The sequence below is a fragment of the Nocardia sp. NPDC004068 genome (genome assembly GCF_042874315.1).
GTDB lineage: Bacteria > Actinomycetota > Actinomycetes > Mycobacteriales > Mycobacteriaceae > Nocardia.
This window is the reverse complement of the sequence record NZ_JBIAMW010000005.1, coordinates 18,705-41,764: the sequence shown is the minus strand read 5'-3', so window position 1 is coordinate 41,764 and position 23,060 is coordinate 18,705. Positions and strand designations below refer to the sequence as shown.

Annotated in this window: 17 protein-coding genes; 8 read left to right on the top strand and 9 right to left on the bottom strand. The window is 69.7% G+C overall.

The genetic code is table 11. The features are described 5' to 3' along the window. Positions 1-14: 14 nt before the first annotated feature. A complete protein-coding gene (locus tag ACFYTQ_RS13490; RefSeq protein ID WP_387360274.1) occupies positions 15-461 on the top strand; it encodes a hypothetical protein in 447 nt (148 codons plus the stop codon). Positions 462-467: 6 nt separating this feature from the next. On the opposite strand, the gene ACFYTQ_RS13485 is transcribed toward ACFYTQ_RS13490, so the two are convergent. The 5 genes from ACFYTQ_RS13485 to ACFYTQ_RS13465 form a co-directional block, all read right to left on the bottom strand. Then, positions 468-764 carry a DUF427 domain-containing protein gene (locus ACFYTQ_RS13485; RefSeq protein ID WP_387360272.1) on the bottom strand — a complete coding sequence of 99 codons (297 nt, stop codon included), beginning with the start codon at positions 762-764 and terminating at the stop codon, positions 468-470. Between the two features lie 45 nt (positions 765-809). Then, entirely contained in the window at positions 810-1,742 is a 933-nt protein-coding gene (locus tag ACFYTQ_RS13480; RefSeq protein WP_387361271.1) for an undecaprenyl-diphosphate phosphatase, read from the bottom strand. A gap of 64 nt (positions 1,743-1,806) precedes the next feature. Further along, entirely contained in the window at positions 1,807-2,490 is a 684-nt protein-coding gene (locus ACFYTQ_RS13475) for a hypothetical protein (protein WP_387360270.1), read from the bottom strand. Positions 2,491-2,499: 9 nt separating this feature from the next. After that, positions 2,500-3,897 carry a condensation domain-containing protein gene (locus ACFYTQ_RS13470; protein ID WP_387360268.1) on the bottom strand — a complete coding sequence of 466 codons (1,398 nt, stop codon included), beginning with the start codon at positions 3,895-3,897 and terminating at the stop codon, positions 2,500-2,502. Positions 3,898-3,927: 30 nt separating this feature from the next. After that, entirely contained in the window at positions 3,928-10,350 is a 6,423-nt protein-coding gene (locus tag ACFYTQ_RS13465; RefSeq protein ID WP_387360266.1) for a type I polyketide synthase, read from the bottom strand. A gap of 262 nt (positions 10,351-10,612) precedes the next feature. Between ACFYTQ_RS13465 and ACFYTQ_RS13460 the strand changes: the two genes are divergently transcribed. Both ACFYTQ_RS13460 and ACFYTQ_RS13455 read left to right on the top strand, forming a co-directional pair. Further along, positions 10,613-12,781 carry an MMPL family transporter gene (locus ACFYTQ_RS13460; protein ID WP_387360264.1) on the top strand — a complete coding sequence of 723 codons (2,169 nt, stop codon included), beginning with the start codon at positions 10,613-10,615 and terminating at the stop codon, positions 12,779-12,781. A gap of 229 nt (positions 12,782-13,010) precedes the next feature. After that, complete coding sequence (locus ACFYTQ_RS13455) at positions 13,011-13,154, top strand: hypothetical protein (protein ID WP_387360262.1); 144 nt, start codon at positions 13,011-13,013, stop codon at positions 13,152-13,154. Between the two features lie 130 nt (positions 13,155-13,284). Here ACFYTQ_RS13455 and ACFYTQ_RS13450 read toward each other — a convergent pair whose 3' ends face one another. Both ACFYTQ_RS13450 and ACFYTQ_RS13445 read right to left on the bottom strand, forming a co-directional pair. Beyond that, positions 13,285-14,700 carry an MFS transporter gene (locus ACFYTQ_RS13450; RefSeq protein ID WP_387360260.1) on the bottom strand — a complete coding sequence of 472 codons (1,416 nt, stop codon included), beginning with the start codon at positions 14,698-14,700 and terminating at the stop codon, positions 13,285-13,287. After that, a complete protein-coding gene (locus ACFYTQ_RS13445) occupies positions 14,697-15,707 on the bottom strand; it encodes an alpha/beta hydrolase (RefSeq protein ID WP_387360258.1) in 1,011 nt (336 codons plus the stop codon). Before ACFYTQ_RS13445 ends, ACFYTQ_RS13450 begins: the two co-directional genes overlap by 4 nt. Before the next feature lie 182 nt (positions 15,708-15,889). On the opposite strand from ACFYTQ_RS13445, the gene ACFYTQ_RS13440 reads away from it, so the two are divergent. The 3 genes from ACFYTQ_RS13440 to ACFYTQ_RS13430 all read left to right on the top strand — a co-directional run bounded on the left by ACFYTQ_RS13440 (position 15,890) and on the right by ACFYTQ_RS13430 (position 17,513). Continuing rightward, positions 15,890-16,861 (top strand): alpha/beta hydrolase, encoded by a 972-nt coding sequence (locus tag ACFYTQ_RS13440; RefSeq protein WP_387360256.1) that lies wholly within the window; start codon positions 15,890-15,892, stop codon positions 16,859-16,861. Positions 16,862-16,950: 89 nt separating this feature from the next. After that, positions 16,951-17,262, top strand: a complete 312-nt coding sequence (locus ACFYTQ_RS13435; RefSeq protein WP_387360254.1) for a DUF6968 family protein — start codon at positions 16,951-16,953, stop codon at positions 17,260-17,262. Beyond that, complete coding sequence (locus ACFYTQ_RS13430; protein ID WP_387360252.1) at positions 17,259-17,513, top strand: DUF6968 family protein; 255 nt, start codon at positions 17,259-17,261, stop codon at positions 17,511-17,513. The genes ACFYTQ_RS13435 and ACFYTQ_RS13430 overlap by 4 nt, the downstream gene beginning before the upstream one ends. 9 nt (positions 17,514-17,522) lie before the next feature. Here ACFYTQ_RS13430 and ACFYTQ_RS13425 read toward each other — a convergent pair whose 3' ends face one another. Together ACFYTQ_RS13425 and ACFYTQ_RS13420 are read right to left on the bottom strand one after the other, a co-directional pair. Beyond that, positions 17,523-19,586, bottom strand: coding sequence for an AMP-binding protein (locus ACFYTQ_RS13425; RefSeq protein WP_387360250.1), 2,064 nt, complete (start codon positions 19,584-19,586; stop codon positions 17,523-17,525). A 27-nt stretch (positions 19,587-19,613) separates the two neighbouring features. Next, the gene (locus tag ACFYTQ_RS13420) at positions 19,614-20,444 is read right to left on the bottom strand and encodes a hypothetical protein (RefSeq protein ID WP_387360248.1); all 831 of its coding nucleotides are present in this window, start codon (positions 20,442-20,444) and stop codon (positions 19,614-19,616) included. 290 nt (positions 20,445-20,734) lie between these two features. Here ACFYTQ_RS13420 and ACFYTQ_RS13415 point away from each other — a divergent pair, with 290 nt between their 5' ends. Both ACFYTQ_RS13415 and ACFYTQ_RS13410 read left to right on the top strand, forming a co-directional pair. After that, positions 20,735-21,964: an esterase/lipase family protein gene (locus ACFYTQ_RS13415; RefSeq protein ID WP_387360246.1), complete on the top strand. Its 1,230-nt coding sequence runs from the start codon at positions 20,735-20,737 to the stop codon at positions 21,962-21,964. An 83-nt stretch (positions 21,965-22,047) separates the two neighbouring features. Further along, positions 22,048-23,055, top strand: a complete 1,008-nt coding sequence (locus ACFYTQ_RS13410) for an alpha/beta hydrolase (protein WP_387360244.1) — start codon at positions 22,048-22,050, stop codon at positions 23,053-23,055. The last annotated feature ends 5 nt before the right edge of the window (positions 23,056-23,060 follow it).

The window sequence follows — 23,060 nt, the reverse complement described above, 5'->3', positions numbered from 1 at the left end:
AGAGAGGCGGGACGATGGATCTGACGCCGGTGACGGATCGCCGCACGGACGGGCGGCTGACCTGGTGGGTCGAGGCCGGTCCCGCCGAGGAGATCATGGCGGCGTTGCATCCGGGTCGCGATGTGCTGATGACCGACATCCAGATCGCCGGGCCGGGAGTGAACGAGGGTTGGGGTTTCGGCGGACCGCCGCTGGAGGATGGTAAGCGGGTCGAGTTCATGTACGGCCGAGCTCAGGACGGCACAGAATTCGTGATCGCCCGCTTCGACCCCACTCTTCCCGCCCTTCACCTCGAAACCACCCGCCGCGTGATCACCGTCGACGCTCGCCGCCTCCCCGTCCACTTCGGCCTGAAGTTCTGGGCCCAGCCCATCCCCGCCGACGAGGAGTTCGTGACCGCCTACGGCGACCCCTCGGAATCCCCGCCGCTCGGCTGGGCGCCCCAGCGGCACGATGGCTGACGTCACTCACTCCGCGACGATATCCACCCTGTCCTTGTAGAACGCCACATAATCCTTGATCGCCGCCGCGGCCTTCTTCGGCTCCGGGTAGTACCAGGCCGCGTCCACCAGCGGCTGGCCGTCGCCCACATCGATCGTGTAGTAGCTCGCCACGCCCTTCCACAGACAGGTCGTGTGAGAGTCGGTGGGGGTCAAATACTCCCGATGGATCGATTCCGGCGGGAAGTAGATGTTGCCCTCCACCGTCTCGTAGGTGTCGGTTTCGGCGATGGTGATGTCGTTGACTACGGCCTTGGCTCCCATGCCTCGATTCTGCCGTCGGATGGGTCCGATGGCTCGTAGGGAGCCCTACGTCGCGCTGAGCACGTTCGTGGCGAGCAGGCCCATGACCACCAGACCGAGGACGATGCGGTAGCCGACGAACCAGTTCAGCGAGTGCCGGGCCACGAATTTCAGCAGCCACGCCACCGACGCGTAGCCGACCACGAACGACAACACCGTGGCCACCAGCAGTTGCGCGCCCGACGCCTGCAGGCCCTCGCCCGAGGGTTGGAACGCGTCGGGCAGGCTGAACAGGCCCGACGCCAGGACCGCCGGGATCGCCAGCAGGAACGAGAAGCGCACGGCCGCCTCGCGGGTCAGGCCCACGAACAGGCCCGCCGAGGACGTCGCACCCGACCGCGAGACGCCCGGGATCAGGGCCAGGCACTGGGCGAAACCCATGATCAAGCCGTCGCGGGTGGTGAGTTCCTCGAGGGGCCGCCGCCGCGTCCCGTAGTACTCGGCCGCGGCGATGACGAGCGCGAAGACGATCAGCATCGCCGCCACCAGCCACAGGTTGCGCGCGCCGGTGCGGATCTGATCCTTGAACACCAGGCCGAGCACGCCGATCGGGATGGTCGCGATGATCACGTACCAGCCGATGCGGTAGTCGAGTTCGCGCTGCGCGTCCGGGTCGAGCGCGTGCGGGTCGAAATCGTCGGTGTAGACGGGCAATACGGTGGTCGGCTGTTCGCTCACCGGCACCGGCACCCGCGCCTCACCGCGCACCCGCTCGACCAGCGTGGTGCACCAGGCCACCAGGATCCGCCAGATGTCCTTGGCGAAGTACACCAGCACCGCCGCCTCGGTGCCCAGCTGGGTCACCGCGGTGAACGAGGCGCCCGCGTCGTCGCCGAAGAACAGCGACGACACGATGCGCAGATGCGCCGACGACGAAATCGGCAAGAACTCGGTCAACCCCTGAACCAGACCAAGCACGAGCGCCTGCACCCAGGTCATCGACTCACCCACGCACACTCCTTCCGTCTCCGGCAGGGACAGTACCGGGTCGGCGCGAGCGAGCCTAGGCGACCAGCTCGAGCAGGCCCCGCGGGTCCCACGGCATGGGGCCGGTCGGGAAGCTCAGGCGGACCAGGCGATGGGGTGGGTCGGCCTCGAAGTGGGCGACCGAGGGGGGCAGGAAGCCGCCGATCACCTTCTCCATGAGCATGTTCAATCCGGTGAAGCGGGGGCGCAGCCGGACCTGCCAGCCGGTGCGGCAGCCGGCGGGCACGTCGATCTCGGCGGTGTGCTCCACCTTGACGGCGAACGGGATGCTCACCGAGAAGGCCAGCCACAGATCGACCAGCTCCTCGGCGCCCTCGGTGAAATCCAGGCCGCGCAGCAGCGTGAGCCCGCCGAGCAGCGGCATCACATTGTCGGGGAACGGCGCCAGGCCGCCGCCGAACTGGAGATGCGCGGTGCCGAGGAAATTCGCCTCCTCCCGCGAGACAACCGTTGTGCCGGAACGGGTTTCGGCCCGGTAGTTCTCGGCCCGCAGCAGGCCACCCGCCCGCTGGAAGCGCTGTTCGACGGTCATCGCGAAATTGCCGTGCCCCAGACTCACCTCCACGATCGAGCGGTAGCCGTCACCGTCGTGGCCGACCACGCTGATCAGATCGAGTTTGGGCGGCCGCTCGGCGACGGTCACGGTGTAGACCGACTTCTCGCCGTCGGGGATGCCCGGATCACGAAACGCGGTGTGCACGCGTCCTCCTCACTGCGTTTCCTCGACCGCGGCCACGAACACCGCCTTCAGCGTGTCCACGTACCGTTCGACCGACCCGTGCGCCACGGGGGTGTCGGGATAGATGACGCTCAGCATGGTCCGATCGGCCAACCGGTTGATCCAGATCAGAACCTGTTCGGAGGCGGCGCGATTGGCGTACAGCCCGCACGAGGCGACGTCGAACAGATCGTTGCCGAGCAGTTCGCGGGCGTCGACGAAGGAGATCATCGGCGTCGCCCAGCCGGGCCGCAGATTCAGATCCGAATCGGCGGGCAGCAGTTCCACCACGCGCTGGAACGACGTGGCCGCCAAGCGCATTCCGTTCTCGTAGGCCCGGTGGGCGAGTTTCACCACCCGCGCGAACGTGGCGGTCGGCCCGAGCGGGAACGCCACCGGCAGCAGCGTCGCGTACCAGCCGACCGAGGCCCGTTCCTCCGGGGAGCTGCGGGTGCTGACCGGGGTCATGCCGAAGTAGTAGTCCCCGCCCACGAGATCGCGCTCGGCCAGCGCCGCGGCGGCGAAGACACCGCCGACGAACTCCGCGCCGTTGTCGCGGCACACCCGCTCGAACCGCTGCGCGGTGGCCTCGTCGAACAGCGTGACCGTGCGGTGCGCGCTGCGGTTGTACACATCGGTGCGCCGCCCCAGATCCAAAGGGAACGAGGGCAATTCGCCGTCGTTGCCGCGAATCAGCTCCAGCCACTTGCGCACTCCCGGCGAGGAGAGGGTCATCCGGCCGGTGTAGCCGCGCTCGGTGGCGCAGTAGTCCAGGTAGCTGGCCGCGGGGGTCAGCATCCCGGTGTCCTCCCACACCTCGTGCAGATACAGCAGCGCGAGGTCGAAGCCGGTCAGGTACTGCCCGAACCCGTCGGTGTGCAGGTGGTCGACCGCGGCGTACACCGTGGTCGACTCCTCCCGCTGAATCGTGCCGAAGGTGAAGCAGTCCCAGTCGAACGGCCCCGGCGTGGTCTTCTGGACGTGATCGCGCAGGGTGTCGGCGTCGTCGATGCGGCCGTACTCGATCGGCACGAACTCCACGTCCTCCTCGGGAACCAGATGCCGTTCGATCGCGCCCGCGGCGTCGATCCGGAACCAGGTGCGGAAGGTGTCGTGGCGCCGCAGGAACGCGTTGACCGCGCGGGTCATCGCGTCCAGATCCAGATCACCGGTCGGGATCTCCGCGGTCACCAGGCACAGGCCCGAGTACCGGAAGTCGGCCTCGGCGTGCCGGTCGGCGAGCCGCAGATACTGTTCCTGCTGATGGGAGGGCGGGGCGGGGTGGACCGGCGCCCGCCGGGCGCGCGCCACCGAATCCGGTGACGCGACCCAGCTGACCAGTCGCCCCGGTCCCGGCTCCCATTCGTCGATCAGTCCGAAACTGACCACGGTGCTACCTCTTTCGACGACGACGGTCGGTCACGGCCGGGCCTCGCCCGCCAGCACCGGCACCGGCTCGGCCGCCGCGCCGTTCGCCGCGGCCGGGACCGGCACCGCGTCCGGAAGCGGTTGTCCCGCACCGGTTTCCCCGGCGAGGATCAGTTCCGCCACCTTCGGGCCCGCCTGCTCGAGGCTGAACGAGCGGCCCATCTGCAACGACATCAGGTCGATGCCGAGGGTCTTGGTGACCCGCGCGCCGAGCTCGACCGCCATGAGCGAGTCCAGGCCCAGCTCGGGCACCGGCACCGTCATGTCGATCGACTCCACCGGCACGCCCATGACGACCGCGAGTTCCTCGGCCATCTTGCGGGCCACGAACGCGCCCCGCTTGCTCTCCTCGATCGCGGCCACCTCCGCGCGCAGCCGGGCCAGCTCCGAGGTGTCCTTGGCGCTCGCCTGGGCCAGCGCGATGGTGCGGCCGGTCCGGGTCAGCTGCGGGAAGGTGCCGGTCAGCTTGCCCCAGTCGGTCGGGATGATCGCCGCCCGCGCCATGCCCAGCCGCAGCGTCTGCTCCAGATAGGCGGTGGCGTCGGCCATGTCGATCGGATCGAAGCCGACCAGATCCAGGTACTTGAGCGCGGTCTCGTCGGCGGCCATGCCGCCCGTCGCGCCGGAGAGGTGGCCCCAGCCGACGCACAGCGCCCGCTCCCCGGCTCGCGACCACTCCTCGGCCAGCGCCTCCACCGCGAGATTGGCCGCGGTGTAGTTGTACTGGCCGTAGATGCCGTACATCGAGCCGCCGGAGGAGCACAGCACGAACATGTCCAGCTCGATCCCGGCGTCGGCGACGGCCTGGTGCACCACGCGCGCGCCGTGCACCTTCGGCCGGTAGACCTTGGCGAGTTCCTCGAATTCCATTGCCGCCAAACGGTTGTCGGCCACCGCGCCGGCGGAGTGGAACACCCCGCGCAGCGGCCGCTCGGCGGTGTGGGCGCGGGCGACGATGGCGGCGATCGCCTCCGGATCGGTCACGTCGGCCCGTTCCTCGATCACCTCCACCCCGATCGTGCGCCACGCCTCGAGCTGACGGCGCGCCTCCTCGGTGCTCGCGCCGCCGCGGCCCAGCAGCACCAGCCGCCGCGCGCCGCGCAGCACCAGCCAGCGGCCCATCGCCATCCCGAAGCCGCCGAAGCCGCCGGTCACCAGATACGTTGCGTCGCTGTGGATCTCGACGCCGGGCAGGTACGGACGCACCGACGGGTTCGCCGAGTCCATCCGCAGCGCGATGCGGGACAGGCCGGTCGAGCGGATGGTCTCCTCGAACGCGTGGGCCACGTCGTCGGTTTCGAACGCCCGGTAGTCCAGCGGCTTGTAGACGCCCGCGATCACCTTCTCGTAGACCCGTTGCAGCAGTTTGGTCAGCCGCTGGGCGTCGACCGCGACGAGGCGGTCCAGATCCATCGAGAAGTAGGCCACGTTCTTGTCGAAGTTGGCCATCTCGAGCAGGCCGCCGGTGTAGATGTCGGCCTTGCCGACCTCCACGATGCGCCCGAATTCGGCGACGGCGTTGAAGTTCTGCCGCAGGATCTCGCCGGGCGCGCTGGAGACCACGACCTCCACGCCCCTGCCGTCGGTGAACTCGAGCACGTCGTCGACGAAGTTGAGCGAGCGCGAGTCGATGGCGTAATCGGCGCCGAGTTCCAGCACGTGCGCGCGGCGCTCCTCGGTGCTGGCCGTGCCGATGATGCGCGCGCCGCGGTCCTTGGCCACCTGGATGGCGGCCGTGCCGACGCCGCCCGCCGCGCCGTGGATGAGCACGGTCTCGCCGGGATGGAGGTTGGCCAGATCGTGCAGGGCGTATTCGGCGGTGCCGAAAGCGATTGTGCTGGTGCAGTATCCGGGGTCGGTGTCGGGCGGCAGCGGGATGGTGAGTTCGCGCTCGACCACCACGTAGCGCTTCATCATGCCCTTGGCCGCCACCGCGACCTGATCGCCGACCGCGATGCCGGTGACGCCCTCGCCGACCCGGACCACCTCGCCGACGCCCTCCATGCCGGGCACCGTGCCGAAATAGGTGGGGGCGAGCTCGCGTTCGCCGAGCAGGCCGATGACCTTGAGCGGATCCTTGTAGTTCAGGCCGATGACCTTCATGCGCACCTCGAGCTGCCCCGGGCCCGGCTCGCGCCGCGGGCATTCCCGCCACGCCAGCGCCGACAGCAGCCGCGTGCGCGGCAGCTCCAGCTCGAAGTTGGCCTCCGGATCGGTCAGCGGCTCCGGGGTGTCGAGGGCGTCGAGTCGCTCGCCGAGCGGTTTGGCGATCATCGGGGCCCAGCGCTTGTCGCCGCGCAGCACGACCTCGTCCATATTGTCGGTCCAGAACGCGCCCGGCACCGCCAATTCGGTGACCAGCCGGTCGATCTCGGTGTCGGGTTCGACATCGATCAGCCGCCACCGCAGCGCGGACTGCTCGTTGAGCAGGACGCGGCGCGCACCGGCGAGGGCGGAGTGGTTGGAGTTCGGCGGGATCCCGTCGTCGGGCAGCGCGAAGGCGCGTTCGGTGACGAGGGTGACGTGGCACCGGCCGTCGCCGAAAACACTCTGCGGCCCTTGGTCGTTGGTCGTCTCGGGGTGCACGAACTCGTCGATGGCGACCGCGATGCGCTCGAGGGTCCACAGGTCGGCCACATCGTCCTCGACCTCGCCCGCGACCACGCAGACGTGCAGCCGGTCGCGGCCCTCCTCCTGGGCGGCCCGCAGGGTCGCCGACAGGTCCGCGGCCAGTTCGCGCCCGGCCACGCCCGCGACGTAGAGCCGGGAACCGGGGATGGCGGCGGCCAGCTGGCCCGCGCGGCGGCTGGTGCTGCCCAGGGCGATGACGACGGTGCTCACCGAATCCTGCGGCAGCGCCGCGGGATCCAGCGCGTCGCGCTCCTCCATGGTCTCGGTGTAGAAGAAGTCGACCATGCGGTGCAACGGGTCCTGGCCCGGGGAGATCGCGCCGATCTGCAAGCCGCTCAACCGCATCACGAGGTTGTGGTCGTCGTCGAGCAGATCCACGTCGGCGCGCAGCCGGGCCTTCGGGTCGCGGCGCGCCACCACGGTGATGCGTTCGGGCAGCGCCGCGACCAGGCGCACGGCCGCCACCCCGACGGGAACGAGGGTGCCCTCGTCGACGCGGGCGTCGGCGAACAGCAGGGCCGCGCTCTGCATGGCGGCGTCCACGACCGCGGGGTGGGCGAGATGCCCGGAGTCGGTGGCGATGCTGCCGTCCACGGTCGCGACCACCGCGTCGCGGCCCACGCGGGCCGAGGTCACCCGCTGGAACGACGGACCGTACTGCAATCCGGCCGCGGACAGCCCGGTGTAGAACAGCTGCGGGTCGACGTCGACGCCGACCTCGAGGGTCGGCACGTTCACCTTGGTCTGGCGGTGGCTGCCGGTCAGGGTGCGGCCGGTGGCGTGCACGGTCCAGGCGGTGCCGGTCGCCGAGCGGGACCGGATCAGGAAGCGGTTGCTCGCCTCCTCCACGGTCAGCGCGACCAGCGGCACGTCCGGGCCGCCCATGATCAGCGGGGCCACGAACCGGACCTGTTCCAGCGCAACGCGTTTGGTGCCCATCCGGGTCGCGGTCGCGCTCAGCGCCGCGTCGAGGTAGGCCGCGCCGGGCATGATCTTCACGCCGTTGACGACGTGATCGGCCAGCCACGGCAGCAGTTCGGTGCCGACCTGCAACAGCCAGTCGGGGCGCCCCTCCACGTCCGGGTCACCGAGCATCGCGTAGCTGCCCGGGGTGCCGAGGCGGGCCTGCTCGAACAGCGGGAGCGCCGAGTGCAGCCGGGTGCGCTGCCAGGGGTAGCGCGGCAGCGGCACGTGCGGGACGGCCGGGCCGTCGGCGGGGAACAGCGCGTCCAGATCGAGCACGCCCGCCGCGTAGAGGCCGATCAGGGTGCGGCGCACGCTCTCCGAATCGAGCTGCTTGCGGTCCAGGGTCGACACGGTCGTGCCGTTGACGTCCGCGCCGAGCAGGATCTCGCGAATATTGCCCGACAGCACCGGATGCGGGCCCACCTCGAGGAACACCCGGCTGTCGGCGGCGATGAGTGTGCCGATGGCGTCGGCGAAGCGCACCGGTTCGCGGACGTTGGCGCACCAGTACTCGGCGTCCCAGTCGGGTCCGAGCACCGCCTCGCCGGTGACCGAGGAGTACAGCGGCACGGTCGGGGCCATCGGCTTCAGCTCCGCGAGCACCGTGCGCAGCTCGTCGAGGATGGGATCCATCAGGCGGCTGTGGTAGGGCACCTCGACGCGCAGACGGCGCGCGAAAACGCCGTCCTCGGTGAGCTTCTCGGCGATCTCGTCGAGCCGGTCGGCGTCGCCGGACAGGGTCAGCGAGCTGGCGCTGTTGACCGCGGCGATGTCCACCCGCGGATCGTCGGCGATGAGCGCGCGGGCCTGTTCGAGCGACATGCCGACCGCGAGCATCCCGCCGGTGCCGGCGGTGGTGGCCTGCAGGCGGGCGCGGTGATACGCCACCAGCACCGCGTCGCGCAGCGACAGCATCCCCGTGACGTACGCCGCGGACACCTCGCCCACGCTGTGGCCGACGACGGCCGCGGGGTGGATGCCGTACTGGGCCAGTTCCCGCACGAGCGCGACCTGCACGAGGAAGTTGGCGGGCTGGGCGACCTCGGTGCGCGGGACCCGCGACTCCTCCTCGGGCTTCAGCAGTTCCTCGATGATCGACCAGCCCGCGACCGCCTGGAACTCGGCGTCGATGCGCCGCGCCTCCTCGGCGAAAACGCCGTCGCCGGTGACCAATTCGCGGGCCATGCCCCACCACTGCGGGCCCATGCCGGAGAACACGAAGACCGGTTCGGCGGTGCGGGCGATGATCGTGCGCGCCGCGTCGCGGCCCTCGCCCCCGGCGAACTGCCGCAGTTCGTGCACCACGTCGTCGGTGTCGCCGAGCAGCACACCGGTGCGGTAGTGGTGATGCGCGGTGCGCGTCCACACCGCCTCGGCCAGGCGCTCGGCGTCGGTGCCCGCGCTGATCAGGTCGGCGTAGCGGCCCGCCAGCGCGCGGGCCGCGCCGGTGCTGCGCGCCGAGATCGGCAGGATGCCGAAATGCCGTGCAGGACCGGCCGGTTCGACGGTCTCGTGCCGATGGGCGGGCCGGTACTCCTGGAGGATGGCGTGCGCGTTGGTGCCGCCGTAACCGAAACCGTTGACCGCGACCGACATCGGCGCGGCGTCCGCGGGCAGCGGCTCGGCCTCGAGCTGCACGTGCAGGCCCAGTTCGTCGAAGGGGATGTCGGGGTTGGGCTTCTCCAGCCAGCCCTGCGGCGGAATGGTGCGATGCCGGATCGCCAGCGCCGCCTTGATCACGCTCGCGACACCGGCCGCGGCCTCGGTGTGGCCGATGGTCGACTTCACCGAGCCCACGCCCAGCGACCGGGTGCGGCCCGCCGGGGCGCCGAATACGCGGCCCAGCGCGCGCAGCTCCACCGGGTCGCCGACCAGGGTGCCGGTGCCGTGCGCCTCCACGTAGGTGATCTCCTCGGGCGCGAGTCCGGCGCGCTGGCACACCGAACGGGCCAGCGCCTCTTGGGAATCGGCGTTGGGCACGGTGATCGCGGTGGTGCGGCCGTCCTGGTTGGCGCCGGTGGCCTTGACCACGGCGTAGATGCGGTCGCCGTCGCGCTCGGCGTCCTCGAGCCGCTTCAGCGCGACCATGCCCGCGCCCTCGCCGCGGCCGTAGCCGTCGGCGGAGGCGTCGAAGGATTTGCAGCGGCCGTCGGTGGCCAGGAAGCCGCCCTTGCACATGAGCACGAACGTCTCCGGCTGCAACATGACGTTGACGCCGCCCGCCAGGGCCATCTCACAGTCGCCGTTCGCGATCGCCTGGCAGGCCAGGTGGAAGGCCACCAGCGACGACGAGCACGCGGTGTCGACGGTCAGCGCGGGCCCGACGAGGTTGAGCGCGTAGGCGATTCGGTTGGACAGCATGGTGTAGGACGCGCTGGCCGGGGTGTGCATATCGGTGTGGAACAGCGCCGGGCCGACCACGCCGATCACCGACTGGTCGACCACGAAGCCGCCGACGTAGACGCCGATCGAGCGGCCCGCCGCGTGCCGCGCGACACCGGCGTCGTCGAGGGCCTCCCAGGTCACCTCCAGCATCAGACGCTGCTGCGGGTCGAGCTGGGTCGCCTCGCGCGCGGAGATGCCGAAGAAATCGGGGTCGAACTCCCACGGGTCGATCGTCATGAAGGCGCCGCGCTTGGTGTAGCTGCGTCCGGGGGTGCGCGGTTCCGGATCGTAGTAGCGGCGATAGTCCCAGCGATCGGCGGGCATATCCACCACGCCGTCGCGTTTGTCCAGGACGAATTCCCAAAAGGTGTCGGGCGAGTCGATTCCGCCTGCAAATCTGCAGCCGATGCCGACAATTGCTATATCCGACATGCACATCCCTCCGGGTGCGAAAGTTTGTCGATCGCCATTCTCCAGGCGAATCACTATGAGATGGATAGGTGACGTCGAGGTCAGCGTAACTGCGATCACAGCGAGCGTCAGTGGCTCAGGGACACATCACAATTCGGTACCGGACGCGCTTGTCACATGTCGAGACTCTCGAATCCGCAGCCGAAAATTCGCTGGGAGTTGTTACGTTTGCGCTGTTCGTGGCCCTCGTCGAAATACGATGTCATCGATTAGGAGGAAGGCATTGTTCGCCGAGTTCACCCGCTGGGTCGACGCGATCGTGCGGCGGCGTTTCACGGTCATCGGCGTCGCGGTCGCCGGGCTGCTCGCGCTCGGCCTGTACGGGCTCGGGCTGGGCGACCACCTCAGCGTCAGCGGATGGGACGACCCCGGTTCGGAATCGGCGCGGGCGGCCCGGGTCAAGGACGAGGCGTTCGGGCACGACCACATCGCCGACGTGATCCTGCTCTATCACGCGCCCGCGGGGAAGACGATCGACGATCCGGCGTTCGCGGCGACCGTCACCGGGCAGTTGAACGCGCTGCCGCAACGGTTTCCGGACCGGATCGCCAAGATCAACGGCACCTACTGGCCGACCGAGACGGGGCTGGCGCTGCCCGACGTCTTCGGCACCCCGGACCGCGACTACGCCTTCGCGTCGGTGGCCATCCGCGGCAACGACGACACCGAGGTGATGCGCAACTACCGCGCGGTGGCCGACGAGTTCCGCATACCCGGGATCGATATGGAGGTCGCGGGCGGGCAGCCGGTGGCGAGCGCGTTGAACGACACCATGGCCCACGATCAGCGGCGGATGGAGTTGTTCGCCATCCCGGCGGTGGCGGTGTTGTTGTTCTTCCTGTTCGGCGGGGCGGTGGCGGCGTCGCTGCCGCTCATCGTGGGCGGGCTGACGGTGCTCGGGGCGTGGGGGATCATCCGCGCGCTCACCACGGTGACCGAGGTGAATTCGTTTGTGTCGCCGGTGGTTTCGATGATCGGGCTGGGGCTGGCGATCGACTACGGGTTGTTCATCGTGAGCCGGTTCCGCGAGGAGCTGGCCGACGGGCACGAGGTGCCGGTGGCGGTGCGGCGGTCGGTGCTGACCGCGGGGCGGACGGTGGCGTTCTCGGCGACGATCGTGGTGGTCGCGGCGGGGGCGATTCTGCTGTTCCCGCAGGGGTTTCTGCGGTCGTTCGCGTTCGGGGCGATGGTGACGGTGGCGCTGGCGGCGCTGATCTCGGTGACGGTGCTGCCCGCGATGCTGGCGGTGCTCGGGCATCGGGTGGATTGGCTGGGGTTCAACCGTTTCCACGCGCGGCGGGCGGCGGACCGGGGGCGCGACAACGCGTGGGGGCGGCTCGCGGGGTGGGTGATGAGAAGGCCGGTGGCCGTGGCGGTTCCGTTGCTGGTGCTGCTGGTGGTGTTGATCGCGCCGGTGCGGAACGTGGCCTTCGGCGGGATCAGCGAACTGTTCCTGCCGCCGGAGCATCCGGCGCGCACGGCGCAGGCGCGGTTCGATCACATCTTCCCGCTGCGGCAGATCAATCCGGTGGATCTGGTGGTGATCACGCACAACACCGCCGATGTGGACGGGGTGGTGAACGCGGCCGGGAAGGCGCCCGGACTGACCGCGCCGTTCCCGCCCGCGGTGCAGGGGCCTTCGCATCCGAACGTGTTCACCACCTCGACGGTGTTGCGGGACGCGCACGACGCGGACGCGACCATCGACTATCTGCGGTCCATGCCGTTGCCGAAGGGGACGACGGTGTTGGTGGGCGGTCAGCCCGCGATCCAGCGGGACAGCGTGGACGCGCTGCTGCATCGGATGCCGTGGATGATCGCGCTGGTGTTCCTGATCACGACGGTGCTCATGGTGGCGGCGTTCGGTTCGGTGGTGTTGCCGTTGAAGGCGGCGGTGCTGAACCTGCTCGGGCTGGGGTCGACGCTGGGCATCCTCACGTGGATCTTCGTCGAGGGTCACGGGGCTGGGCTGTTGAACTTCACCCCGCAGCCCATCATGGCGCTGGTGCTGGTGTTGATCGTCTCCGTGATCTACGGCCTGTCAACCGATTACGAGATCTTCCTGCTGGCCCGCATCGTCGAGGCCCGCGAGGCGGGCGCCACCACCACCGAGGCGGTCCGCACCGGCATCGCCCGCACCGGCTGGATCATCACCGCGGCCGCCCTCATCCTCATCGTCGTCACCGGCGCCTTCGCCCTCTCCGACCTGGTGATGATGCAGTACATCGCCTACGGCATGGTCGCCGCCCTCCTCATCGACGCCACCCTCCTCCGCCTCCTCCTCGTCCCCGCCACCCTCCGGCTCCTCGGCAACCTCGCGTGGTGGACCCCCGCCTTCCTCCGCCGCCGCCGTCAACCGGCTCCCACCCCTGAACCCACCCTCCACCCCTGAGCCCCTAGTTCGGAGGTAAAGTCACTGTCCCCCAACCGTTTTCGGTGGCCGACAATTCAGCGGGTCGTATCGTCGGCGAGGCGTTGCAGGTACCCGGCGAATTGTCGGCGGTCGCGTTCGGTCCACGTCGCGGTGAGCCGGTCGAAGCAACGGCGTTGCCAGTCATGGGATGCGGCCAGCAGCTCGCGTCCGCTGTCGGTGAGGTGAACGACCGCACGGCCTGGAGAGGTTGGCGAAATGGCCCGCCGTGCAGTACGGCTCCGGCCCGGAACACGGGTGGGACCGACAGATCAACCACCTGGCCGGAGGCCGCGGCGTCTACGTCCACGCCCCCGACGGCCACAGCTACGAACTGTTCACCGCCGTCCCCTGACCCCCAGGCCCGGCAACCCAGCCGCACCCTTTATTCCGATCCGCACCCTTTGTGGGGCTCTGAAACGGGTGCGAATTCGAATAAGGGGTGCGGCTGGGTTCGTGCTCGTTTGGTTGTCGGGCTTTTGGGGTTAGGGGGTGGAGAAGGTCCAGGGGGTGGTGGCGGTGGGGGTGTGGTTGGGGAGGGTGAGGGTGAGGGCGGAGAGGAGGAGGGCGGCGGCGGTGATGGCGGTGAGCATGGTGGTGCTGCCGGTGAGGGTGTGGGATTGGAAGAAGACGGCGCTGAGGGTGGCGAGGCCGACCGAGTTGCCGATCTGTTCGATGGTGGGGAGGAGGCCGGAGGCCTCGCCGAGGGAGTGTTCGTCGAGGTTGGCGAGCATGAGGGGTTGGAGCGGGATGCCGAAGACGCCGACGCCGAAGCCCGCGAGGAAGGTGGGGCCCATGACGAGGGGGAGGTTGACCGTGCCGTCGGTGATGTGGAGGTAGGCGATGCCGATGGCCACGCAGACGGCGAACAGCGCGATCCCCGCGGACAGGGCGCGAATACCCCAGCGGTTCACCAGGATCGGGGAGCCCACCGCGCCCACCCCGGCGCCGACGGCGAAGGGGGTCATGGCGATCCCGGTGCGCAGGGCGGAGAAGTGCAGCACGTCCTGCAACAGGATCGACACGGTGAACACGAACGCCGTGAACACCCCGAAGAAGATCCCCACCAACGTCGATCCCACCGCGAACGCCTTGTCCGAGAACAGATCCAGCCGCACCAGCGCACGCCCCCCGGCCCGCCGGGCCGCCCGCTCGTGCGCGACGAACACCGCCCCCAACACCAGCGCGATCACGAGATACCCGGCGTGCACCGGCCGCCACCCCGCCTGCTGACTGTCCGACAACGCGAACAACAACAGGAACAACGCCCCCGTCGCCACCACCGTCCCCCGCAGATCCAGCGGCTCCCGCTCCGGCGCTGCCCCCATCCGCAGGAACTTCCAGGCCAGCGCGATCGCCACCACGCCCAACGGCAGATTCATCAAAAAGATCGCGTGCCAACCCAATCCGAACGGATCCACCGTGATCAGCGCCCCGCCCAGGATCGGCCCCAGCATCCCGGCGAACCCCGCCACCGCCCCGTACACCGCGAAGGCGTACTGATGATGCTCCCGCCGGAACGTCGCGGTGATGATCGCGATCGTCTGCGCCGCCATCCCCGCCCCGGCCACCCCCTGTACGATCCGCGCGATCACCAATTCCATTGCCCCGGTGGACAACCCACACCACACCGACGCCGCCGTGAACGCCGCCGCCGACCACAGGAACGTCCGCCGCCGCCCGGCTGTCGCCCCGATCCGCGCGGCCACCAGCAGCACGCACGCGAACGCCAGCGAGTACCCCGCCACCACCCACAACTGCTGCGACCGCGAGGCCCCCAGCTCGGTGGTCACCACCGGCAGCGCGGTATTGACGATCGTCACGTCGATCATCTGCATGAACACCGAGATCAGGCACGCCCCGAACGCCCCCAGCGCGACCGTCGCCTCCTGCCGGGTCATCCCAGCGCCGCCTCGAACATCGGCCACGAATTGCGCAGATCCTGTTGCCAGTACGCCCACGCGTGGGTGCCGGTCGGGCGGAAGTCGAAGGTCGCCGGAACGTTCAACTGCCGCAACCGATCCTGCAACTCGTGGGTGCACATGTTCGTCACCGCCTCCAGCGGCGCGCCGAAGATCAGCTGGAACAACAACCGCGCCGGATTGTTGTTCGCGCCCGGCAGATTGTCGTAGGCGCCCGGCTGCCCGGTCCCGCTGGCCACGTAGATCGCGGTGCCCCGCAAGCGATCCGCGTGCAGATACGGGTCGTTGGCGCGCCACGCCGGATCGGTCGGCGGCCCCCACATGTTCACGGCGTTGCCGCGCTCCTGGGTCACCACCGCCTGCACCATCGCCTGACCGGTCGGATCGCTGGTCCGCACGCACCCGCTGTAGGACCCGATGGCCTTGTACAGGCCGGGCGCGGACAAGGCCAGCTGGAACACCGACGTGCCCGCCATGGACACCCCCGCGATGGCGTTGGTGCCGGTGCCGTGGAAGGCCGCGTCGATCACCGGGGGCAGCTCCTTGGTCAGGAACGTCCCCCACCGCTGCCGCCCGAGGACCGGATCGTCGGAGCGCCAATCGGTGAAGTAGCTGCCCGCCCCGCCGAACGGCACCACGACGTTCACCTGCTTGTCGTGAAAGAAATCGACGAGATCTGTTCCATCCAACCAATTTCCGTCGATTCCGCCGTTGGCGCCGTTCAACAGATAGAACGTCGGCGCGGGGGCGTCGGGATCGGCGGCCCGCAGCACGCTGATCGTCGTGGTGCTTTTCATCGCCGCGGAATAGACCTCGAGTTCGACCAACCGATCGGAACGCTCCCGCGTTTCGACGATGCGGGTGCCGTCGGCGGATTCGCCGGTCGGCGCGGGCTCGGCGTGTGCCGCGCGCGCGCCGACCGTCGTGCACAACAGAGTGAGGGCGACGGCGATCGCCGCGCCCGTACGGTGCGTGAATATGGACATGTTGACTCCTGGCCCCGGGTGGGACGGCTCGAATTCGTAGTCAACAACATCGGTGCGAAGATCGCCGCACTTTTCGAGCAACATTGTGTCGGTTACCAATTCGGCACGAGATCGTTTGCCGAAATCACCAAACCGGGCACGCGGCCATTGCCGTCGCGACAGCGGAATCCTAGCGTCGGGCCATGACCTCGCGTCGAGCATCGCACGGATCACGCTGGCGCGCATCCCTGTTGGCGCTGCTGGTCGTCGCGGGCTCCGGCTCCCCCGCCGTCGCCGACGCGCCCCCGAGCCGGGTCGTCGAGCTGTCGGTCCACTCGACGGCCATGAACGCCACCGTGCCGGTCCGGGTGCTGCCGCCGCGCGATCCGAGCCGCCCGGCCCCGGTGCTGTACCTGCTCAACGGGATCGACGGCGGCGTGGACGGCGACGGCTGGATCGAGCGCACCGACGTCGACCGCTTCTTCGCCGACAAACAGGTGACCGTGGTCGTCCCGACCGGCGGGGCGGGCAGCTACTTCACCGATTGGCGCGCCGACGATCCGGTGCTGGGCCGCCCGCGCTGGACCACCTTCCTCACCCGCGAACTGCCCCCGGTGATCGACGCCGCCTTCCACGGCTCGGGGGCCGACGCGATCGCCGGGGTCTCCATGACGGGCACCTCGGTGTTCCAGCTCGCGATGGCCGCGCCCGGCCTGTACAAGGCGATCGGCTCCTACAGCGGGTGCGTGCGCACCAGCGACCCGGCCGGGCAGGCCATGGTCGCCACCATCGTCACCGCCATGGGCGGCACGGTCACCAATATGTGGGGACCGCCCAACGATCCGGCCTGGGCCGACAACGACCCCTACGTGCACGCGGATCGCCTGCGCGACACCGCGATCTACGTCGCCGCGGGCAACGGCCAGGCGGGCGCGCTGGATCGTCTCGACAGCACCGGCATCAACGGCAACACCGCCAAACTCGCCGACCAGCTGGCGATCGGCGGCATTCTCGAGGCGATCTCCGACGGCTGCACCCGCGCGCTGCGCGACCGCTTCCGCGACCTCGGCGTCCCGGCCACCTTCGATCTGCGCCCGGCGGGCACCCACTCGTGGGGCTACTGGCAGCAGGATCTGCACAGCAGCTGGCCGATGTTCGAATCCGCGCTGAGCTGAGCTGGGACCTGTCACCAAAGCCGTTGGAAACCAACGCAAGTCGCCTAAACTCCCACCGGAAAGATCGCGGTCGAGCCCGGAGGTCAGCGGTGGGCAAGGGTGTCGGTGAGGTGGTGGCGACCCGGACGATCGCCGACCGGGAACGACGAATTCTGATCGAGATCGGCAAGCCGGTGCCGACGCTGTGGGGTCGCGACTTCCGCTGCGGCTTCCGGGTCCAGGGCCGCGGCGAATCGACCGTGCGCGGGGTGGACGGACTCGCCGCGCTCTACAACGCGCTCATCGCCGTCGGCGACGAACTGGCCGCGGCCCGCCGCGAGGGCGCGGACCTCACCGTGTTCGGCCAGTTCGACATGCGTTTCCCGGTCCGGGCGCCGCGCGGACGGAACCGGCGGCGATGACCGATCGGCTGGGCGAGCCGATCGCGACCCGCACGCTGCGCGGCAACACCGGACCGGTGACGGTCACCATCGGCCGCCCGCATCGCGACGCCGACCGCCCCGACCTGTTCGTGTGCCCGTTCCGGATCGGCGGCCGCCCCGACGCGGTGGGCGTGGGGCTGGACGAGGTGCAGGCGTTGCTGTCGGCGCTGCGCATCATCGGCGCGGTCCTGGCCCTGCCCGACGATTGGCCGGTGTCCCGGCCGCGGTGAGCACCGGGCTCACCCGGCCGGTTGCCCGCCCAACATCCGTTTGAGCACCTTGCCGGTCTCCCCGCGCGGTAACGCGTCGAGGAAGTGGACGTCGCGCGGAACCGAGAAGCGGCTCAACCGGTTCCGGATGTAGGTGCGGATCATGTCCGAGTCCAGTCCGGATCCCTCGCGCTTGACCACGAACGCCGCCAGCCGCTGCCCGAACTCGCGATCGGGCACCCCGACCACCGCGACATCGGTGATCTGCGGCAGATGCGCCAGCGCCTCCTCGACCGGGCGCGGGAAGACGTTCTCGCCGCCGGAGATGATCATCTCGTCGTCGCGCCCGGCGATGAACAGCCGCCCGTTGACGTCCAGATAGCCCAGATCGCCGGTGTCGAGCAGCCCGTCGGCCTCGTCCGGCGGCGCGTAGTTGACGTACCCGTCGAACAGCATGTGATTGCCCACGAAGATCCGCCCGGTCGCCCCGACCGGCACCGGCCGCCGATCCGGGCCCAGCACAGCGACTTTCGTGCCCAGCGGCGGACGGCCCGCGGTCGTGGGCGAGACGCGCAGATCCTCCGGCGTGGCGACCGTCGCCCAGGAGACCTCGGTGGAGCCGTACACGTTGTAGAGCACATCGCCGAAGGTGTCCATGAACCGCAGCACGGTCGCCCCGGCCAGCGGCGCGCCGCAGCTGGCGACCACGCGCAGGCTCGAGGTGTCGTAGCGGGCCCGCACGGCCAGCGGCAGATCCAGGATGCGCTGCACCATCGTCGGCACGACGACCAGTGTGCTGGCACGGTTCTCGGCGATCAGCCGCAAGCACTCGCGGGCGTCGAACTCGCGCGGCAGCACCACGGTGGCGCGCAGCGCGGTGCTCAGCTGCACCGCGGCCAGGCCCCAGGTGTGGAACAGCGGCGCGGGGATCACCATGGTCTCGTGGACGCTCCACGGGATCCGCGACAGCAGCGCCGCCACCGTCGCGAAGCCCTTGGGGTGCGGGCGGCGGGCGCCCTTGGGCACGCCGCTGGTCCCGGAGGTGAGCACGATCAACCGGCCCGGCCGCGAGGATCGGCGAAAGTCCTTGTGCCCCAGGTCGATCAGGTCGTCGATGGAGGTGCGCTCGGCGGCCGTGTCGGGGGTCGGATCGGTGCGGTAGCGGCGCACGCCGTCGCTGAGGTACCGCACCAGATGTTCCAGGCTCCGGTCCACGAACAGGGTGGTGAGCCGGTGCCGCTGCACGGTGTCCTCGAGCTGGCGCGAGGAGAGCCCGGCGTTGAGCAGCACCACGTCGACCCCGAGTTTGCCCGCGGCGACGAGGGTTTCGACCGCGCCCGCGTGATTGTGCGCCAGCAGGCCGACCGCGTCCCCGGCGGTCAGCCCGAGGTCGGCCATGGCGGCGGCGAGAGCCTGTGTGCGCGTGTGGATCTCGGCGAAGCTGCGCCGCCCGCGATCGTCGACCACCGCGGTGCGGCCGGGATCGACCACGGCTGCGGCGGCGTAGCCCCCGGCGAGGGTGAACCCCCAGCGCGACAGCGAATTCAGTTGCAGCACGGCCTGATCGAGCCGGTAGGTGCGGGCCACCCCGCTGGCGACGATCTGGCGCAACACCGCCGCGTGCTGCCGCAGCGCCGCGCGTTCGCCGTTGGCCGCGACCGCGGTGGACGCGCCCTGCGCCAGCTCCGCCACCCGGCCCAGCCCCTCCTCGAGCCAGGCCCGGATGCGCGCGTTGGGCAGCGGCGCGACGGCGGGATGGACCCGGCCGGGCGCGAAGCAGGTGACCGTGATCCGGGTCAGCTCGTCGCGATCGCGCAGCCGCACCACGGCGAAACTGCCGAGCGCCGGGCAGCGCAGCTCGAAGGTCACCCCCGGCACGACGACGACCAGAACGGCTGTGAGCGTGTGGATCTCGGCATCGGGCGTGCCGATCCGCAGCTGCCACTGCGGGTGTCCGCCGATCGCGGCGACGGGGTCACAGGCCCCGATTCCGGTGAACAGGCGGGCGTAGGTGCCGCATTCGGTGAGCAGCTGCCAGACGGCGCTGCGGGCGACCGCCACCTCGGCGGTCACCTCCATGATGTCGGTGGACAACGTCGTGCTTTCCTCGTGCGCCCACGATCACCCGAGGCGGACCTCGGCCGTCGCGTATCCGAACAGTTTGTGCTCTCCCGCGTCCGCGTCGACCACGATCGTGGCGGTGCGGCAGCGGGGATTGAGCCACCCCACCTGGCCGCGGAAGACCACCCGCCCCGGTCCCGGCGTCCGGTGCAGCCGCGGTGCGTAGTGCAGGCGGCACCGGGTCAGCGCGGCGGGATCGCCCGCCCAGGAACCGACATAACCCGCGGCGAGGCCGAGGCCGATCGCCCACGGCGGGGGTGGTTTGTGGGCGCCGAGCACGACGGCGTGCGGCGGCAGCGCGGTGCCGACCCGTAGCGAGTCGAAGCCGACCGTCGGGCGCACCACGACGGGGCGCGGCGACGAATTCGCGTGGGCGCGAGCGGCTTCGGGGTCGGCGCGGCGGCGGGACAGCGGGATCGACACGAGCGCGCCGGCCGGCTCGCTCGCGCGGGCGCCGTCGTCGGCCGTGGCCAGCCGCCCCTGGATCAGCAGGGTGGTGGTGCGGACGTGCACGAGTTCGTCGTCGCGGTCACGCAGCCTGGTGGTGAGCGAGACGATGCGATAGTCGCGGTAGTGGTGGAAGCCCTCGCACAGGACATCGGCGTCCAGCGGCTCTCCGGCAACGAGCGGGCGAATGATGTCGAGCACGTATTCCACGTGCAGAATCCGGTCGGCGTCCCAGTTGGCGACCACCGCGGTCAGGGCCGCGTCCTCCACATCGGTCGTCACGGCCGTCCCGGCGGCCTCGGCCGCCAGTACCGCATTCCGGCTTCGGAACCGCCACCGCCCGATAACCGGCTGCGCGTCGGTGTCCCGGACGAATATCGACATCGTGCTCCTCGCGCCTGACCTGACACGCTCATGGTGGCCCACGAACTCCCCCTTCCCGGACGGTTGCGAGTGAATCCGGAAAAATCACCGAACCGCGAGGCGATCCGTGCGCATTTTTCACAGTTACGAGCTGTCAACCTTCCCTGCGGGCGTTCCCGCCGGTGGTGAGGTACCCAGAATGAACGCCGTCGCGGCCGCGAAAGCCGCGCCGCGCCTTACGTTTTTGCCCGTCGCGGTGCACTTCGACCGCACCGTGACCGAACGATGAGGTTCCGCAGGAGGCAAAGATTATGAAACGAAGTGCCGCCCGGCGCGGGCTGCGCGTCGGAATACTCGCCGGCGCCGCGACCCTCGCCATGGCATTGACCACCGGGGGTGCGAATGCCGCCCCGGAGTTGACGCCGGATGAAGCGACACAGCAACAGCAGCTGGCGCAATACATCGACCAAGGGCTGAAGAATCCCGACGCCCATCCGATCGCCGACAGCGGTAGCGCGGGCAGTTCCGGGTCCGCGTGCACATCCGGCAGCGGGGCGGGTTCGGGAAACGGCTCCGGTGATTGTTACGGCGGTTCGGGTTCCAGTTCCGGCTCGTCGGGCGGCCACTATTCCGACACCGTCGGCTACGGCCCGGCATCGACGTCGTTCATCGGCGCGTTCGGCTACAGCCTGCTCAATCCCAACGCGGCCCCGCCCGGCACCAACGACTGGGGCTGCAAGCCGACCGCTCAGCACCCCGAGCCGGTCGTGCTGATCCACGGCACCTGGGAGAGCGCCTACGACAATTTCGCCTACATCTCCCAGCCCATCCACGACGCGGGCTACTGCGTGTTCACCCTGAACTACGGTCAGGCCAACCTGATCGAGGGCGGCGGTCTCGGCTCGGTGCTCCCCGGCGCGAACGCGACGGAGAACATCGCCGAATCCGCCAAGCAGATCGGCGCTTTCGTCGACCGCGTGCTCGCCGCGACGGGCTCGCAGAAGGTGAACATCATCGGCCACTCGCAGGGTGGCACGGTGTCGCGGCAGTACCTGAAGTTCGAGGGCGGCGCGTCGAAGGTGCACCACCTGTTGACCTTCTCCGCCACCAACCACGGCACCACCCTCGACGGCATCGGCGCGCTGGGCCGGGCCATCAACAACCTCGGCATCGACGTGCTGGGTCTGGTGGAGATCTTCGTGGGCCACAGCGGTATTCAGCAGACCGTGGGCTCGGACTTCATCAACAACCTCAACGCCGGTGGTGACACCGTGCCGGGCGTCGACTACACCGTGGTCGGCACCCGCTACGACGAGATCTCCACGCCCTACGACCTGACCTTCCTGAAGGCGGGCCCGGGCGCGACGGTCCGCAACATCACCCTGCAGGACGGCTGCGAGCAGGACGTGTCCGATCACCTGACGATCATGTACTCGCCGCGGGCGTTGTCGATCATCCTCAACACCCTGGATCCGGCCCAGACGCCGAATCTGACCTGCACCTTCAACCCCTGGTTGTTCGGCGGCGGCGGCTCGCTGTAAGACCCTTTTCCCACATGTGCTCGCCGGGCGGATATCGGAGCCTCTCCGCCCGGCGGGCACAGCCGTTTTTCTCAGGAGTACTCATGTTCCGGAACATGCTGCGCCGCATCGCGTTTCCGGCCGTCGTGGTCGTGGCGGGCGCACTGCTCGGCGCGGCCCCGTGCGCGGCCGACGCGCCGGACGGCTCGGCGATCACCGGCCGCTGGCAGGTCGACGAGCGGACCGTGCAGCTACGGGTGCACTCGGCCGCGATGAACACCGACATCATGGTGAACGTGCAGCGGCCCGCCGATCCCGACGCGCCCGCGCCGGTGCTGTATCTGCTCAACGGCGGTGGCGGCGGCCAGGATTCGGCCACCTGGCAGCGCAACACCGATGTGCTCAGCTTCCTGTCCGGTAAGCAGGTCAACGTCGTACAGCCGGTCGGCGGGCGGTGGAGCTACTACACCGACTGGCGCGCGCCGGACCCGAAACTCGGTGTGTACAAATGGAAGACGTTCCTCACCGAGGAACTGCCGCCGCTCGTCGACGCCGAATTCGCCACCACCGGGGCGAACGCGCTGGCGGGCCTGTCCACCTCGGGCACCTCGGTGCTGCAACTGCCGATCGCCGCGCCCGGCCTGTACCGCGCGGTGGCCGCCTACAGCGGCTGCGCGCAGATCAGCGATCCGCTCGGGCGGCAGTTCGTGAAGCTGTCGGTGGAGCAGTGGGGCGGCGGCGACACCCGCAACATGTACGGCCCCGACGACGATCCGATGTGGGCGGCCAACGATCCGTATCTGCACGCCGATCAGCTGCGCGGGCTGGCGCTGTTCGTGTCCAGCGGCACCGGCATCCCCGGCATCTACGACGTCTACAACGGCAGCCACATGCAGCCCGGTCCCCGCGGGTACGCCAATCAGCTGGTGATCGGCGGGGTGATCGAGGCCGCCGTCGACTACTGCACGCACAACCTCCAGAATCGCCTGGGGCAGTTGGGCATTCCGGCGACCTTCGATTTCGAACCCGCGGGCACCCATTCGTGGGGCTACTGGGAGGACGCGCTGAAGCGGTCCTGGCCGGTGCTCGCGGGCGGCCTGGGCATCGCCTAGGCCGC

Coding starts and splice junctions, on each gene's coding strand:
- ACFYTQ_RS13430 (WP_387360252.1), top strand. CDS start 17,259: ATGACCGATCGGCTGGGCGAGCCGATCGCGACCCGCACGCTGCGCGGC.
- ACFYTQ_RS13450 (WP_387360260.1), bottom strand. CDS start 14,700: ATGACCCGGCAGGAGGCGACGGTCGCGCTGGGGGCGTTCGGGGCGTGC.
- ACFYTQ_RS13415 (WP_387360246.1), top strand. CDS start 20,735: ATGAAACGAAGTGCCGCCCGGCGCGGGCTGCGCGTCGGAATACTCGCC.
- ACFYTQ_RS13465 (WP_387360266.1), bottom strand. CDS start 10,350: ATGTCGGATATAGCAATTGTCGGCATCGGCTGCAGATTTGCAGGCGGA.
- ACFYTQ_RS13410 (WP_387360244.1), top strand. CDS start 22,048: ATGTTCCGGAACATGCTGCGCCGCATCGCGTTTCCGGCCGTCGTGGTC.
- ACFYTQ_RS13485 (WP_387360272.1), bottom strand. CDS start 764: ATGGGAGCCAAGGCCGTAGTCAACGACATCACCATCGCCGAAACCGAC.
- ACFYTQ_RS13440 (WP_387360256.1), top strand. CDS start 15,890: ATGACCTCGCGTCGAGCATCGCACGGATCACGCTGGCGCGCATCCCTG.
- ACFYTQ_RS13420 (WP_387360248.1), bottom strand. CDS start 20,444: ATGTCGATATTCGTCCGGGACACCGACGCGCAGCCGGTTATCGGGCGG.
- ACFYTQ_RS13480 (WP_387361271.1), bottom strand. CDS start 1,742: ATGACCTGGGTGCAGGCGCTCGTGCTTGGTCTGGTTCAGGGGTTGACC.
- ACFYTQ_RS13490 (WP_387360274.1), top strand. CDS start 15: ATGGATCTGACGCCGGTGACGGATCGCCGCACGGACGGGCGGCTGACC.
- ACFYTQ_RS13445 (WP_387360258.1), bottom strand. CDS start 15,707: ATGTCCATATTCACGCACCGTACGGGCGCGGCGATCGCCGTCGCCCTC.